General features: G+C 64.3%; 12 protein-coding genes and 1 riboswitch. All 12 genes read right to left on the bottom strand.

The genetic code is table 11. The annotated features are described in order from the left end of the window. Positions 1-7: 7 nt before the first annotated feature. The 12 genes from purH to ACTNFK_RS04680 all read right to left on the bottom strand — a co-directional run bounded on the left by purH (position 8) and on the right by ACTNFK_RS04680 (position 15180). Positions 8-1666, bottom strand: coding sequence for a bifunctional phosphoribosylaminoimidazolecarboxamide formyltransferase/IMP cyclohydrolase (purH, locus tag ACTNFK_RS04735; RefSeq protein WP_435936264.1), 1659 nt, complete (start codon positions 1664-1666; stop codon positions 8-10). An 81-nt stretch (positions 1667-1747) separates the two neighbouring features. Further along, positions 1748-2356, bottom strand: coding sequence for a phosphoribosylglycinamide formyltransferase (purN, locus tag ACTNFK_RS04730; protein ID WP_435936263.1), 609 nt, complete (start codon positions 2354-2356; stop codon positions 1748-1750). Positions 2357-2365: 9 nt separating this feature from the next. Then, positions 2366-2902 (bottom strand): nucleoside/nucleotide kinase family protein, encoded by a 537-nt coding sequence (locus ACTNFK_RS04725; RefSeq protein WP_435936262.1) that lies wholly within the window; start codon positions 2900-2902, stop codon positions 2366-2368. Then, positions 2899-3591, bottom strand: coding sequence for an ABC transporter ATP-binding protein (locus tag ACTNFK_RS04720; protein WP_435936261.1), 693 nt, complete (start codon positions 3589-3591; stop codon positions 2899-2901). Before ACTNFK_RS04720 ends, ACTNFK_RS04725 begins: the two co-directional genes overlap by 4 nt. A 2-nt stretch (positions 3592-3593) precedes the next feature. Continuing rightward, on the bottom strand, positions 3594-5300 hold the full coding sequence (locus ACTNFK_RS04715; protein ID WP_435936260.1) for an ABC transporter permease: 1707 nt from the start codon (positions 5298-5300) through the stop codon (positions 3594-3596). Further along, positions 5276-6436, bottom strand: a complete 1161-nt coding sequence (locus tag ACTNFK_RS04710; RefSeq protein ID WP_445117197.1) for a thiamine ABC transporter substrate-binding protein — start codon at positions 6434-6436, stop codon at positions 5276-5278. Before ACTNFK_RS04710 ends, ACTNFK_RS04715 begins: the two co-directional genes overlap by 25 nt. Continuing rightward, a riboswitch (TPP riboswitch) is annotated at positions 6428-6539 on the bottom strand. (Overlaps the previous gene by 9 nt.) A 5-nt stretch (positions 6540-6544) precedes the next feature. After that, entirely contained in the window at positions 6545-8077 is a 1533-nt protein-coding gene (locus ACTNFK_RS04705) for a cell division protein PerM (protein ID WP_435936258.1), read from the bottom strand. Between the two features lie 96 nt (positions 8078-8173). Further along, positions 8174-9076 (bottom strand): succinate--CoA ligase subunit alpha, encoded by a 903-nt coding sequence (gene sucD / locus ACTNFK_RS04700; RefSeq protein ID WP_435936257.1) that lies wholly within the window; start codon positions 9074-9076, stop codon positions 8174-8176. Positions 9077-9107: 31 nt separating this feature from the next. Beyond that, positions 9108-10271, bottom strand: coding sequence for an ADP-forming succinate--CoA ligase subunit beta (gene sucC, locus ACTNFK_RS04695; protein ID WP_433645905.1), 1164 nt, complete (start codon positions 10269-10271; stop codon positions 9108-9110). 111 nt (positions 10272-10382) lie between these two features. Then, complete coding sequence (locus tag ACTNFK_RS04690; RefSeq protein WP_435936256.1) at positions 10383-11396, bottom strand: GGDEF domain-containing protein; 1014 nt, start codon at positions 11394-11396, stop codon at positions 10383-10385. Further along, a complete protein-coding gene (locus tag ACTNFK_RS04685) occupies positions 11393-12301 on the bottom strand; it encodes a GGDEF domain-containing protein (RefSeq protein WP_435936255.1) in 909 nt (302 codons plus the stop codon). The genes ACTNFK_RS04690 and ACTNFK_RS04685 overlap by 4 nt, the downstream gene beginning before the upstream one ends. Before the next feature lie 281 nt (positions 12302-12582). Next, positions 12583-15180: an ATP-dependent helicase gene (locus ACTNFK_RS04680; protein WP_435936254.1), complete on the bottom strand. Its 2598-nt coding sequence runs from the start codon at positions 15178-15180 to the stop codon at positions 12583-12585. Positions 15181-15224 lie beyond the last annotated feature (44 nt).

Below are 15224 nucleotides of genomic sequence, written 5' to 3'. Positions count from 1 at the left end.
ATCCGGCTTAGTGGAAGAAGTGCCGCTCGCCCGTGAAGTACATGGTCACTCCAGCCGCTACAGCCACTTCGATCACTTCGGCATCTCGCACCGATCCGCCCGGCTGCACCACCGCGCGCACGCCAGCGTCGAGCAGCACCCGCAGGCCATCCGCGAAGGGGAAGAAAGCATCTGAGGCTGCGACCGCTCCCTTCGCGCGCTCACCCGCACGACTCACCGCGAGGCGGCACGAGTCAACTCGGTTGACCTGGCCCATGCCGACGCCCACCGAGGCACCGTTCGCGGTCAAGATGATGCCGTTTGACTTCACCGCACGAGACGCGCGCCACGCGAACTCAAGCTCGGCGAGTGTCTCGGCATCTGCAGCTTCTCCGGCGGCCAGCTGCCACTCGCTCGCCGCGGCAAAGGCGCGGTCTGCGTCTTGCAGCAGGAAGCCACCGGAAACCTGACGTAGCTCAACCGGGTTCGGAGCGAAGTCCGCCGGCAGCACCAGCAGTCGCACGTTCTTTTTCTGTGTCAGGATCGCAAGGGCCTCGGGCTCGAAGCCGGGTGCGACAATCACCTCGGTGAAGATTTCGGCGACGGTTTCAGCCATCTTCGCCGTCACGACACGGTTCGCCGCAATGACTCCCCCGAATGCTGAGACCGGATCGCAGGCGTGAGCGAGATCGTGAGCCGCAGCGATCGGGTCGGAAGCATCCTCGGGCGCGACCGCGATACCGCAGGGATTCGCGTGCTTGATGATCGCGACCGCCGGCCGCTCATGATCGAAGGCTGCGCGCAACGCGGCATCGGCATCGACAAAGTTGTTGTACGACATTTCCTTGCCGTGCAGCTGTGTCGCCTGCGCGATTCCCGCGCCTTCGGTCTCGGTGAAGAGCGCCGCACGCTGATGGCTGTTTTCTCCGTATCGCAGCACCTGCTCACGCAGGCCAAACATTTCGTAGCCGACATAGCCATCGCTCTCGGCGAAGATACTGTCGACCGAAGCATCGGCCTCGGCATCGACATCGACGACGACTTCGCCCCAGCCGCCATCTTCTTGATCGAGGAACCAATTCGCGACCGCCGCGTCATACTGCGCGGTGTGCACAAACGCCTCGGTGGCGAGCGAGCGACGCAGGGCAAGCGTTGTGCCTCCCGCACGGATGGCGGCAATCACCTCGTCATATCGCGCGGGCGAGACAACGATCGCCGCGTTGGGATGATTCTTGGCGGTCGCGCGCACCATCGCGGGGCCCCCGATGTCGACGTTCTCGATCACGTCAGCGGCAGGCTTGCCCGCGGCGACCGTCTGCTCGAAGGGATACAGATTCACCACGACGAGCTCGAACGCCGCGAACCCGAGCTGTTCGAGCTGCGCGCGGTGATCCGCCAGGCGCAGGTCAGCGAGCAGGCCCGCGTGCACGGCCGGATGGAGCGTCTTGACTCGACCGTCAAGCGCCTCGGCGAAGCCAGTCACCTCGGCGACATCGGTGACCGGATACCCAGCCTCGCGAATCGTCAGTGCCGTCGAACCGGTCGACACGATCTCGACACCCGATTCGGCGAGCGCCGAGGCAAGTTCGAGCAGGCCCGACTTGTCGCTGACAGAAATCAGTGCCCGGCGCACCGGCACGGTGTCGCGGTGCTCGTACAGGCTGGGGTCGTGGCTCTGAACTGCCATGAAAGGGCTCCTTCGTGACGCGGCAGCTGCCGCTTCTCGGGTGATCGACTGTCGGATGGGTGAATCGGGAGTGAATCGGCGTCAGCCGAGCTCGCCGGGAAGTACGAGGATGCCCTCGGCGATCTCGCGCACGGTCTCAACGAGGAGCGGCCGTTCGATCTGTTTGATGCGCTCGTGCAGGTCCGCCTCGGTCTCGCCGGGGAGGATGGCCACTCGAGCCTGTCTGAGCACTGGGCCGGTATCAACGCCCTCGTCAATGACGTGCACCGTGACCCCCGTCTCCGTTTCCCCCGCGGCGAGCGCGTCACGCACGGCGTGAGCGCCGGGAAACAGCGGGAGGAGGGCGGGGTGGGTGTTGATGAGGCGGGGCGAGAACAGCCGTACGAAGCCAGCGGGAAGAATGCGCATGAGACCAGCGCTGACCACGAGGCCCGGATCTGGGCCCGTGCCCACGCCGTGCTCTTGCAGGGCCGCCGCGAGCACCTGGCCCCATTCCTCGCGCGAGCCGTAATCGCTCGGTCGAACAACGAAGGTGGGCACTCCCGCGGCCTGCGCGTAGGCGAGACCGGTCGCCTGCGTGTCACTACCGACCGCGACGATGCGAGCGGGAAACCCCGGCTCCGCCGCCGCGTCAAGCAGCGCTTTGAGATTACTGCCCCCACCGGAGATGAGGACCGCGATTTTCAGCACCACACCAGTCTACCGGCAGTGAATCACCTCGGCTGCGAGCGCGAGCGGACGCTCGACCGCAAGGTGTGCCTCCTCCTGCGAGGCCCAGGCCTCCCAGTGCGGCCGAAACATATCACCGTCTCGTGAGAGTGCGCGCGCCTGACGAACATCCGTGGGACACTCTAGCCAAATGCTGTGCACGGGCAAACCCGCGGCCCATGCACGAGCTGCGTGCAGGTTTCGCGCGGTCACCGCACCACACCCTTCGACGATGAGCGGGCCGTGCCGGCAGAGCGACATCTGCTCGGCGGATTGCATCGAGACCCAGTCGAAGCGGCTATAGGTTCCCGTCTGTAGGGCCGTCGCCACGGCTCTCGACCCCGCAGAAAGTCCGTCCCAACCCGGGTAGAGATCATCAAGGTGCAGGATGGTGCCCTGCGACAACGCGCACAGCGATTCTGCGAGCACCGTCTTTCCCGAGCCGGAGCGCCCGTCGAGCAGAATTACGGCCGGAACGAGGGCTCCTCCTTGGGCGAGAACGCGCCGCGCGGTCGACTCAGGCCTCACGAATCAAAGAGTTTTCCCGCGCGCATCCGCAGCGTGCGGTCGGCGATTGCGGCGGCTTCCGACTCATCGTGGGTGACGAGAATCGCTGTGGTCGAGGTGGCACGCAGCACGCGCGCAAGGTCTCCCCCCAGCCGATCCCGAAGCCCACGATCAAGCGCCGAGAGCGGCTCGTCGAGCATGAGCAGCCGCGGCCTGGGCGCGAGTGAGCGTGCGAGTGCAACCCGTTGCTGTTCCCCACCCGAGAGCTCCGTCACCGGCCGCTCGCCAGATGACGGGAGCCCGACCAGTTCGAGGAGCTCGGCCACCCGAGCGGCGCGATCCGCACGGGGCACGCGCTGCGCACTGAGGCCGTACGCGACGTTCTTCGCCACCGAGAGATGCGCGAAGAGTTGGGCATCCTGGAACATGAGCCCGAACCCTCGCTGATGCGGCGGCACGCGTGCCAGGTCGTCGCCCGACCACTGCACCGAGCCTCCGCTCAGCGGCTGTAGCCCAGCGATGGCCCGTAGCAGCGTCGATTTGCCGCACCCACTCGGGCCCAGAAGCGCCACGACCTCCCCACGATCCACTGAGAATGTGACACCCGAGACCGCGGCGGGTCCACCAGATTCACCTCGGGACGATGCCATGTGGCGCACCGTTACCTCGCGGACATCAAGCCCCGCTTCGGTCGCCGTTCGTTCTGTCATGCTCACCATTCTCCTGCCACCTCACCACGCCACCGCTCGGCAACCAGCATGACGCCTGCGGTCAAAGCCCCAAGCACCACCGCCGCGGCGAGCGCCATGCCGTAGTTCTCGGCCCCCTGTTGGCCGATGAGCTGAGCAATGACCACCGGGAGCGTCTGGTCACCCGGGCGAACCAGGAAGGCCGTGGCCCCGAACTCGCCGAGCGATGTCGCGAACGCAAACCCGAGGGCGAGGCCCGCGGAGCGCCCAAGCATCGCCAGATCGATGGTCGCCAAAATCCGTAGCGGGGAGGCTCCCAGCGTGGCTGCGGCTTGGCGCAATCGAGGGTCGATGCCGCGCAGCACGGGCAGCAGCGTGCGCACCACGAGTGGCAGAGCGATCAACGCCTGGGCGATTGGGATCAGCACCACCGAGGTGCGGAGATCGAAGCCGATGCCGAGCGGGGCGTGCATCGTGAGGAGCAGACCGAATCCGAGGGTCACGGCCGAGACCCCGAGTGGCAGCATGACAAAACCGTCGAAGGTGCGTGTGGCCCAGCGCAGGTGCGGGCTGCGCGGCTGGCGCGACGCGACGAGCGCCGTGAGCACGCCCAGCACCATCGCGATCGCGGTTGCCGCGGTCGCCGTCTGCAGAGACAGCCACACTGCGTCGAAGACGGTACCGTCCAGCCGCGAGCCTTCCGGCGGCGAGAGCAGGTGTGCATAGTGTTCCAAACTCAGAGAGCCATCTACGCCCCGAAGCGAACGCCATACGAGGGCGAGGATCGGCAACACGTGCAGGCTCAACACTGTCGCCGCAAACACCGCAATCGCGGGCGCGTGGGCGCGCGTGGGACGGATGGCTCCTCGCCTCGTGTAACGAAGCGCCATGGCCCGATCTCGCCCTTTGCGCAGCCTGGCGGAGAGCAACAGAACCGCGGCAACGATCGCAAACTGAACGATCGAGAGCGTCGCCGCCGATCGCAGGTCGAGGAATTGCACGGTCAGACGATAGATTTCGGTCTCGATGTTGGAGAACTGACGCCCCCCCAAGATGAGCACGACCCCAAACGATGTTGCGCAGAACAGGAACACTAGTGCGGCCGCGGACGCGATCGCTGGGGCGAGGGCCGGCAGGGTGATTGTCAGGAACACTCGCACGGGTGCGGCACCCAGCATGCGCGCCGCCTCCTCGGGCTTGGGATCGAGCTGTGCCCAGAAGCCGCCCACGGTGCGCAATACCACCGTCACGTTGAAGAACGCGAGCGCCAGCACGATAGCGGTCAGCGTCTGATCAAGGCCCAGCCAGGAAAGCGGCGCTCCTGGGCCCAGGAGCGCGGTGAAGGACACGCCGACGACCACGGTGGGCAGCACGAACGGAACGGTAGCCAGACCGCGCAGCATCGACTGCCCGCGAAACTCCAGCCGGTACAGGACAAAGGCGGCAGGCAGGCCAAGCAGCACCGACAGCGCGGTGCCGAGGAGTGCCTGCGTCAGAGTCTGACCAATGACCCGCCAGGTGCGCGGTTCAGCGAACACCGAACTCGGTGCCACAGCACCGGGCGATCCACTGTCGAACAGGCCAGTTGCCACGAGCGCGAGAACCGGCCACACAAAGAAGAGAGCGAGAAAACCCAGGGGCAGCGCCGCGGCGATGGCCCAACCACATCGGCCGGGCCATCGCGCCGCGGCGGCGCGCGGCCCTGCTACCAGCCCGTCGCTTCGCTCCACGCCTTCAACCAGGTCTCTCGCCCGGCCCCAATCTCAGCCGGAGTCAGGTCGTTCGGTGCCTCGGGCATCGGAGCGAACTGCTGCCAGTCGTCGGGCACATACGCTTCGGGATCGACCGGGTATACATACATGGTGTCGGCGATCGTGTCTTGAAACTCGCGAGACAGCAGGTAGTCGACCACTGCGCGGGCACCCTCCGGGTTCTCGGCGCCAGCCAGAACACCCGCATACTCGACCTGCGACGAGCAGGTATCGAGCAACGCCCGGGTTGTTGTGGCTGCGCCGTCTTCGGTGACCGTCCAGGCGGGCGAGGAACTGTACGAGAGCACAATCGGGAAGGTGCCTTCGCCGCCGCCCTGCGTGAACTGGCCATTGTAGGCCTCAGTCCACCCCTGTTCGATGCGCACACCGTTGTCGGCAAGACTCGCCCAATACTCCGCGAACCCGTCTTTACCGAAAGCCGCGACCGTGCCGACAAGGAAGGATGCGCCTGTTGACGAGGAGGTCGGGTCGAGCAGCACCGTCAGCCCCGCATAGGCGGGATCGGTCAGGTCGTCATAGCCCTCGGGCTCGGTGAGACCCCGCTCGGCGAACCACGCAGGATCGATGTTGACGCAGGTCGCACCCAAGGTCACGGGGCTGAGCGAGCCGACGCCGTCTACCGCAAATTCCGCCGCCCGCGCGGGCAATCCCTCCGAGAGGTAGGGCTCTACAACGTTGTGGTCAACCAGTCTGGAGGCAAATACGTTGTCGACACCAAAGAACGCGTCGGCGATCGGTGCACCCTGCGTCAGCACCAGCTTGTTGGTCAGCTCGCCGCCGTCACCGGCGGTGATGACCTCGACCTCGTATCCCGTGGCCACGCTGGCAGCCGCTGCGAAAGCGTCTCCTGGAAAAGACTCGTGTGTCACCAGCGTGACGGTGCGCGATGCATCAGTGGATCCGGTGTCGGTCGCCCCTCCAGCGCACCCCGCGAGTGTCAGGCCGAGAGTCGCTGCAACCGTGAGGTGCGCGACCCGGCGCCCTGCCGCGCGGGTGCCGGTGCCGGTGTCGGTGCCGGTGCTCGACGATCGCCCCGATACCCCCAGCACGCGACTCGTGCGCGTCAAATGTTCATTGTGGGCAGGCGTAATCATATGATTCCTTCCTCCGCTGGTATTACCCAGATCAGGTGTAACGGTGAGAACTCGCGCAGTTCACTCTCAGCCCGTCGACGATCGGGCTCCCGTGGATGAAGTGCCAGTCTATCCCTTCGGCAACCAGCGGCGCCAACGCGAGGTTCGGGCGCTCGGGGTGGCCGAGTCGATGCGCTGCGCCCCGTTTTCCCATGCGTATTCCCGCATGAGAGACTCCTCGTCGCTCTCGTCCGAAGGCGGGATCGGCACAGCCGAAATTTCGGTGGCAGGAGCCGGCGTCAGCGCAGAGGTCGGCGCTTGCGACACGGCCGGTTCTTCGACAGGCGTAACCACCAGCGGGGTGAGGGGCAGCGTGTCAGCCGCCTCGGTGGGCTTCTCACGCTCGCCCAGGCGAAGCCGCGGAACCCTCTCGAGCAATCGGGCATGGTCGATCCGTCTGGCAAGCACCCCACACAAGATCCCGGCCCCCAGTTCAGCCGCAGCAAGACCTCCGACAAGCCACGGCGCTGGGCCCACTTCGGAGAGGCGGCCCGGCCCAATCGCCCCGGAAGCGAGCGCAGAGAACCCCACCACCGCAAGCCCGGTGAACGCCGCAGCGAACACGGGTACCAGGATTGCAGAGAGCAGTGGCACACGGCGAAACTCGCGACTGCCCCCGGCGAGCGCTCCCACCAACACGCCGGCGAGCACGACGAGTGCCGGAGCTAGCGCTCCCGCGTTCCCCCAGGCCTGCGGAATCGCTCCCAGAAGCGGCAGAGACGGCAACGGCCCAAGGAGGGTATCGAAGGGAGTCACCGACGTGCCCGTTCCGATCGCGAACCCAGCACCGGTACACCACGCGACCGCCCAAGCCCACGCCACCGGAAGCACAGCAAGTTGCGCCAAGAAGACGAGCAGGTTAGCCAAGAGATCCAGTTGGAGCCCCTGGCTGAGGGTCACGATCTCGACGTATCCCACCACGATCGCGCCCGCGAGGCCGAGCGCGCCGAGGCCCAACAGAGCCGCAAAGCTGGCGGCTGCCTGCCGCACCACTTCCCGCGCGCGTGTCGGGAGGACTGCCGCACCGAGTGGGCTCAGCGGCTGGAGTCGACGCTGCAGTTGACGCACAGCGGATCGCCACCAGTCATGCCCACTCGCCCCCGCGCGGGCAACAAAACCGCACGTCGACCACGCCCCAAACCAGAGTACGGGTACCAGTATTGCCACCCACACAGGTGCTGCGAGCACTGGTGTCGCGATCAACGCCACGACGCCTGCCGCCGCCGCGAAGCCCGCCGCACCGCCCAGTGGTGCGGCCACCCCACTGCCGCCTCGATTGCCTAAGCGCCACCCGGATCGGAACGCCAACAGTGCCGTGAGGAACGACAGCGTCAAGGGCGCGAGCGAGATGACGAAGCTCAGCGCCTGCGGTTCGAGCCCGAGGGCCAGTGCGGAGTCGGGCGTGAGTGAAAACGTCAGGGGCACGAGGTGTGCGAGCAGCCACACCCCGCCGATGCCCGCAACCGCCTGGCTCGGGTCACCCGCCAGGTCAAGTGCGAGCCACCAGACCAGCACGCCGGGTATGCCGACCGCAACAAACACCGCGAGTGCGATGGCAGCGGCTTCGATCGCGGCGATCACCGCCGTCAGTGTGGCTTTCATTCTCTCCAGGCTACCGATCGATCCCGACAACCGTCAGCGCACACGCAAGGGAGGCGGGCACCGCTGGTGCCCGCCTCCATGATCCGCTCGCGAAAACTACAGCGCGGCGTAGACCTCGCGCAACAGCCGCGCGGTCTCGCTCGGCGTCTTGCCGACCTTGACGCCAGCCGCCTCAAGCGCTTCCTTCTTGGCCTGAGCTGTTCCCGCAGAACCTGAAACGATCGCGCCAGCGTGGCCCATCGTCTTGCCCTCGGGAGCGGTGAAGCCCGCGACGTAGCCGACAACCGGCTTCGTGACGTTGGCCTTGATGAACTCGGCCGCGCGTTCCTCAGCGTCGCCGCCGATTTCACCGATCATCACGATCGCGAGCGTCTCGGGGTCGGCTTCGAAGGCCGCCAACGCGTCAATGTGCGTGGTACCAATGATGGGGTCGCCGCCGATCCCGATGGCGGTGGAGAAGCCCAGATCACGCAGCTCGAACATCATCTGGTACGTCAGCGTGCCCGACTTCGACACCAGACCGATCGGGCCCTTGCCCGCAATGGTTGCCGGCGTGATGCCCGCAAGCGACTCACCCGGGGTGATGATGCCGGGGCAGTTTGGCCCGATGATTCGGGTCTGGTTGCCGGTGGCCTTCGCGTGAGCCCACAACTCTGCAGAATCTCTGACCGGCACGCCTTCGGTGATGATCACGAGGAGCCCGATGCCTGCGTCGATAGCCTCGATCGCGGCATCCTTCGTGAAGGCTGGCGGCACGAACGCAATCGAGGTGTCGGCACCGGTCGCGGCCATCGCCTCGGCGACAGTTGCGAACACCGGAAGCTCAAGCGCGTTGCCTGTTGCATCGACGTGCGAGACGGTGGTGCCCGCCTTGCGAGCATTCACACCACCCACAATCTGGGTACCGGCTGCGAGCATACGTGCGGTGTGCTTCGTGCCCTCCGCGCCGGTGATGCCCTGCACGATGACCTTGGAATCCTTGTTCAGGAAGATCGACATATCTCTACTCTCTCGTCAGTCTCGTGGGTGATCAGGCGTTGGCCAGCTCGGCAGCCTTGTCGGCGCCCTCGTCCATCGTGGCGGCCAGTGTCACCAGTGGGTGTGCGGCTTCTGCAAGGATCCGTCGACCCTCCTCGACATTGTTGCCGTCGAGACGCACGACCAGCGGCTTGTTCGCCGCGTCGCCGAGTTTCGCGAGCGCACCGACGATCCCGTTTGCTACCGCGTCGCACGCGGTGATGCCGCCGAAAACGTTCACAAAGACCGACTTCACCTGAGGATCACCCAGAATCACGTCAAGGCCCGCAGCCATGACCTCGGCTGAGGCACCGCCCCCAATGTCGAGGAAGTTGGCGGGCTTCACGCCGCCGTGGTTTTCGCCCGCGTAGGCGACCACATCAAGCGTCGACATGACAAGCCCGGCACCGTTTCCGATGACCCCGACCTCTCCGTCGAGCTTCACGTAGTTCAGATCCTGCGCCTTGGCCTTGGCCTCGAGCGGATCTTCAGCTGCCTTATCGGTCAGCTCCTCATGACCTGGCTGACGGAATGCCGCGTTTTCATCGAGCGAAATCTTGCCGTCGAGTGCCACAATCTCACCGGCGCCGGTGAGCACGAGAGGGTTCACCTCGACAAGCGTCGCGTCTTCCTTCGTGTACACCTCGTAGAGCTTCTGGAAGACCGGGACGACCTTGCCGACGAGCTCTTCGGGAAAGTTCGCCGCACGAGCGATCTCTTCGGCCTTCACGGCATCGATCCCAACGATCGGATCCACCTCGATGCGCGCCAGCGCCTCCGGCTTCTCCACTGCAAGTTGCTCGATTTCCATGCCGCCTTCAACCGAACACAGCGACAGGTACGAGCGATTCGCGCGGTCGAGCAAGACGGAGAAGTAGAACTCCTGCGCGATGTCAGCGCCAGCTGCAACCATCACGCGCTTCACAACGTGACCCTTGATGTCCAGACCGAGAATCGACTCAGCCGCGGCAAACGCCTCGTCGGGAGTCTTCGCGACCTTGACGCCGCCAGCCTTGCCGCGGCCACCGGTCTTCACCTGGGCTTTGACCACAACGACGCCGCCGATCTTCTCGGCCGCCGCACGCACCTCCTCCGGAGTGTCTGCGATGATGCCGGCAAGCACCGGCACCCCGTGTTTCTCGAACAGATCGCGTGCCTGGTACTCGTACAGATCCACGTGCATTCCTTAGAGTGTTGGGAGTGATTTGGCGTGGCTGAAAAGTCTCGATGTCGAGATAGTTCGACCAGTTCAACAGCCTACCACCCGCGATGCGGCAGCTGTACTTGCCTAGTGATGGCCCGGCTCGCGCTGATCCTTCGCGTCGTACATTCGGCTGTCTGCCCGTGACATGAGATCATCCAACGTGTCTTCCTTGCGCAGTTGGGTGAGCCCCCAGGTCCAGGGGTAGGGGGCATCGAGTGCAATCTCTTGCAGCCGAGCATGCGCCGTTTCCCGATCCGCGTGGATCAGGAGTAAAAATTCGTCCCCGCCAGTCCTTGCCACCAGATCATTTTTGCCCAGGCCCGTCACCCAGACGTTCGCCGTGGCGCGCAGCGCACGATCCCCCGCAGCGTGGCCACCCTCGTCGTTGACCGCCTTAAAGTCGTCGAAGTCAACCACCGCAACCGTGAGCGGAGCGCCGGAGCGATGCGCCTCTGCGATCATCCGTTTCGCGCGTCGGGCCAGACCCCGACGGTTCAGCACCCCAGTCAGCGGATCGAAATTCGCGCGAACTAGGGCTCGCCGGCGCAAGTAGGATCCGGCCTCCAGACAGAAGACCGAGACAATCACCGCGTAGGCAAAGGCTACTGCCGAGGAATAACCACTCGAGGCAGGCTCGGGGCGCCAGAGCAGTGCCCCGAGAATCACGAGCACGTTGAAGAGCAACGCGCTCCTGGCCAACGCTGGCCGGTAAAACCACCCCAAGTACAGCGCAATCATGGTGAGCTCAATCAGCGCACTGAGCTCGGTGTGCGCGTGGGCAGTCTGGAAAACGAAAGAGCCAGACCACAGCGCGAGCGCGCCGGTCACGGCGATCCCTGCCCAGCCAGGATAGCGCCGACCTGCCCACAGTGGGATCACACTGAGGAGCGCAAAACCGATGAGGCAGCACAGCACGAGCAGGCGATCAAGATGGGCGTGACCGACCACAACCTCGATCAAAAGCGTGAGCGCCAAGACCGCTGTGAGGACGGCGCTGACCGCAGAGAAGTCCGACTGCCGACGCGCCAGTCGCACGCCTAAATCGCGCACGCGCTGCGCCAGGACGACAATCCGGCCGGCATCTCCGCTGCGGTTCACGCTCTCGCTCGCTTCACCGCGTAGAGCTTCTGATCCGCTCGGTCAAACATCGACTCAATGGTGTCGCCCTCCCGAGCCTGGCTCACTCCCCACGACCACGCGTGCGGAGATCGCTCCCGCAGACGAGTCATCGTTTGCTGGGCAGCAGTGGCATCCGTGCGGTCCAACAGGATCGCAAACTCGTCGCCGCCGGTGCGACCAATGAGATCTCGAGACCGCAGACCCCTTTTCCAGAGCTGCACCGTGTCGATGAGAGCCTGGTCACCCGCCGCATGCCCGCCGCGGTCGTTCAACTGCTTGAAGTAGTCAAAGTCAATCACCACGAGAGTGAGTGGGCTGTTGAACCGCAATGATCGCGCGATCTCCTCTTGGAGCTGCTTCATGAAACCTGAGCGGTTTAGGGCTCCGGTGAGTGCATCGGTGGTGACCTCGTGCTCTGACCGGCGCCAAAGCGCTTGGCCGACCTCGAAGCAGAAAACCGTGGCTATGATCGCCTGAATCGCCACGGCAACCCCGAGGTTACCGGCGAAATGGAATGCCGGGTTGTAAAGCATCATCAGTGCAATGAGCGCCAGACTTGCCAACAGGAGCGCCCGGTTAAGTGGGCGCCTCACAAACCACGCGAGGTAGAGCGCCAGAATGGGCAGTTCTTGCATGCTCGACACCGCCGACTGTTCATCACCGAGGGGACTGATGAAGTACACGCTTGCGAGAGCAAGCACTGCGACGCAGCACAGCCCGAGCGAATGCGGAAAGTTTTTCCCGAGAATCACCGCGAAAGTGCCAAGAGCCAAGGCAACGAACATGAGTAGCGAGAGCACCACGGGATCCAGGTCTTCGCGATGGAGCAGAAAATCGAAGACGAGCGTAGACGTCAGCAGAATGCCGGCGGCAATGAGAAACAAGGAATGCGAATCCTGCCGGGCTCGAAAAGCGGAGCTGGGGCCTCGCTCACCTCGCCCCAACTCATCACGGGATTCTGCGGCACTATTCAGCACGTCTCTGCTTACACCGTTCTTGTCTTCAGCCACCTCAGACGCCTTGCGTATGCCTCCGAGCCGCACATCGCAGGTGCATGCAGTCGAAATGACCAGCCCCAGATCACAATTATGCGCAGCCTAACATGCACGAACGACACTCTGGGAAACACTTTGCCATGCACTTCGGTGAAATTACCTGAGGAAAGTCATCGTTTTTCAATGGGGGAAAGCTTGATCAACAGCTTTCTTTCGCCAACAGACTCAAACACCGCGTGAGCGACTTGTTTCGACCCCTCACCGGTCACTGCGGTCACACGACCATCCCCGTATTCCTCGTGGCGGATCAGGTCTCCTGCTACCAGGTGCAGATCGCCGTTGTCGCGCGCGCCAGGGCCGATCAGATTGGGGAAGCCCGCTCCGGAGCGCTGAGACTCCTTCGCCAGACGCTTACGTTCGCGCCACTTATCGAGCGCCGACTGCATGTTTCCACTGGCTGGTTCCGAGACTGCCGCGGAGCCAGATAGGCTCCTGGAGGATGCGGATCCGCCACCAAACGAGACCGACGAATCGCTTCCTCGCCCGCCGACTTGCCGCGGGTTTCGGCCACCGGAGGCTGAATACCGCGGGGCATTGAGTGCCCGGGATTCGGTGCCCCCGCGCCCCGTCACCTCGCCTGGCGACTGCCGCCATTGAATAAGCCCCTCAGGAATCTCTTGCAGGAAACGCGAAGGCATCGCCACCGAGATGTCACCGTAGGTGGCGCGGGTGCTTGCCAGCGTGACGTACAGCAACCTGCGCGCCCGCGTAATGCCGACATACATCAGGCGCCGCTCTTCACTGATACCACCGACCTCATCGACCGACATCTGGTGAGGCAGCAGGCCTTCCTCGACCCCGGTGATGAACACCGCCGGGTACTCGAGCCCCTTGGCGGTGTGCAACGTCATGAGCGACACCGTTCCGCTCGCATCGTCAAGGTCGTCAGCCGCAGCCACGAGACTCACCTGTGTGAGAAATTCGAGCAGCCCCGCGCCCGGATTCTTGACGTCAAATTCACGGGCAACCGCAACGAGTTCTTCCAGGTTCTCCGCTCGCGCCTCGTCTTGCGGATCGCGCTTTTCCCGGAGTCGCTCGATCATCTGCGTTTCATCAAGCAGCAGCTTCAGCACGTCAGCCACCGGCGCCGGTTGCTTGGGTGAGGCCGTGTCGTCCGTGCCGCCTCCCCCGGCCGCCATGCGCGCGGCCCGAAGCAAGAGATCGCCGAGGGCGAGGATCGACCCGCGCACCTTCGGCCCGAACCCGAGATCGTCGGCACGCAACATCGCGTCATGAAACGAGATGCCCTCAGCCTCCTGGAAGTTGGCGAGTTGCGCCTCTGCCATCGGACCAATACCTCGTTTGGGGGTCGCGATGAGTCGCGACCACGAAATCGGGTCGTATGGGTTTGCGAGACTCGTGAGATACGCCATGGCATCTTTGATTTCGGCGCGATCGTAGAACTTCGTGCCGCCGAGCACACGGTACGGGACGGCGGATCGAATGAGGAGCTCTTCCAACGCACGCGTCTGGGAATTGGTGCGGTAGAACACGGCAATGTCACCGTACGCCATGCCGGATCGGTGGAGGTCTTCGATCTCCTCCGCCACAAATCGCGCCTCGTCGTGCTGCGAATAGCCGGTGAACCCGATGATCTTCTCGCCATCCCCCTCCGCTGTCCAGAGGTTCTTCTCCTGACGGTCGAAGTTATTGCCGATCACCGCGTTTGCGGCGCTCAAGATGTTCTGTGTCGAGCGATAGTTTTGCTCCAGCTTGACGACCTCGGCGTCGGCAAAGTCGCGCTCGAACTCCACTATGTTGCGAATGTCGGCGCCACGGAACGCGTAGATCGATTGGTCGCTGTCACCCACCACCGTGAGACTCGCCCCAGGAATCCGGCCAGTCGCATCTACCTCCGACTCCCGCACGGGCGGCTGGAGGCGATCCGCTAGAGAACTCTCGACGGGCAGGGTCAACTCGCGAATCAGCGAATACTGTGCGTGGTTCGTATCTTGGTATTCATCGACCAAGAGGTGACGAAACCTGCGTTGGTAGACCGCGGCAACCTCGGGGTGGGAGCGGAAGAGATGCACCGTCTGCCCAATGAGGTCGTCGAAGTCGAACGCATGTGCTTTACGAAGTGCCTGCTCATACCCGCGAAAGATCTCGACAAAGAGCCGGTCTCGAGGATCGCTCGAACTTGCGGTCGAAGCATACGAGTCGGCGTCGGCGAGCTCGTTCTTCAGCTTCGAGATCTTGGCGCCAGTGTTCGCGGGGGTGAAGCCATAGGTATCGGCCTCCAGGTCTTTGATCAAGCGCTTGAGCAAGGCTCTCGAATCGGCCGAGTCGTAGATTGTGAACCCGGAAACGTAGCCGAATTTCTCCGCCTCCCGGCGCAGAATGCGCACGCACGCCGAGTGGAAGGTCGAGATCCACATGCCCTCGGCTGCGTCACCTAGCAGCTCTTGTACCCGCTCACGCATCTCGGCGGCGGCCTTGTTGGTGAAGGTGATCGCAAGGATCTGACTTGGCCAGGCCTCCCTGTTTCGAATGATCTGTGCGATACGGTGCGTGAGCACACGCGTCTTGCCGCTGCCTGCCCCGGCGACGATCAGCAGTGCCTGCCCACGCGCTTCCACGGCCCGTCGCTGCTGCGGGTTGAGGCCGGCGAGCAGGGGGTCTTCGCCACCGTTTCCTGCGGTGGCCCGGGCATCGCCAGGCCTGTCGAGGTTGGTGCCATCTGGCGCAATCAGTTCGAAGTCACTCATCGTGGGTTAAGTCTAGAAGCCGCCACCGACACGAACCTCAACAA

The sequence above is a fragment of the Leucobacter fengyongliangi genome, from assembly GCF_052386045.1.
Note: the sequence above shows the minus strand (reverse complement) of the source record. Positions and strands in the feature narration are given on the sequence as shown.

What these genes read in the sequence shown, in the direction of transcription:
- ACTNFK_RS04705 (WP_435936258.1), bottom strand. Translation starts at nt 8,077, where the DNA reads ATGAAAGCCACACTGACGGCGGTGATCGCCGCGATCGAAGCCGCTGCC.
- ACTNFK_RS04720 (WP_435936261.1), bottom strand. Translation starts at nt 3,591, where the DNA reads ATGACAGAACGAACGGCGACCGAAGCGGGGCTTGATGTCCGCGAGGTA.
- ACTNFK_RS04710 (WP_445117197.1), bottom strand. Translation starts at nt 6,436, where the DNA reads ATGATTACGCCTGCCCACAATGAACATTTGACGCGCACGAGTCGCGTG.
- purH (WP_435936264.1), bottom strand. Translation starts at nt 1,666, where the DNA reads ATGGCAGTTCAGAGCCACGACCCCAGCCTGTACGAGCACCGCGACACC.
- ACTNFK_RS04680 (WP_435936254.1), bottom strand. Translation starts at nt 15,180, where the DNA reads ATGAGTGACTTCGAACTGATTGCGCCAGATGGCACCAACCTCGACAGG.
- sucD (WP_435936257.1), bottom strand. Translation starts at nt 9,076, where the DNA reads ATGTCGATCTTCCTGAACAAGGATTCCAAGGTCATCGTGCAGGGCATC.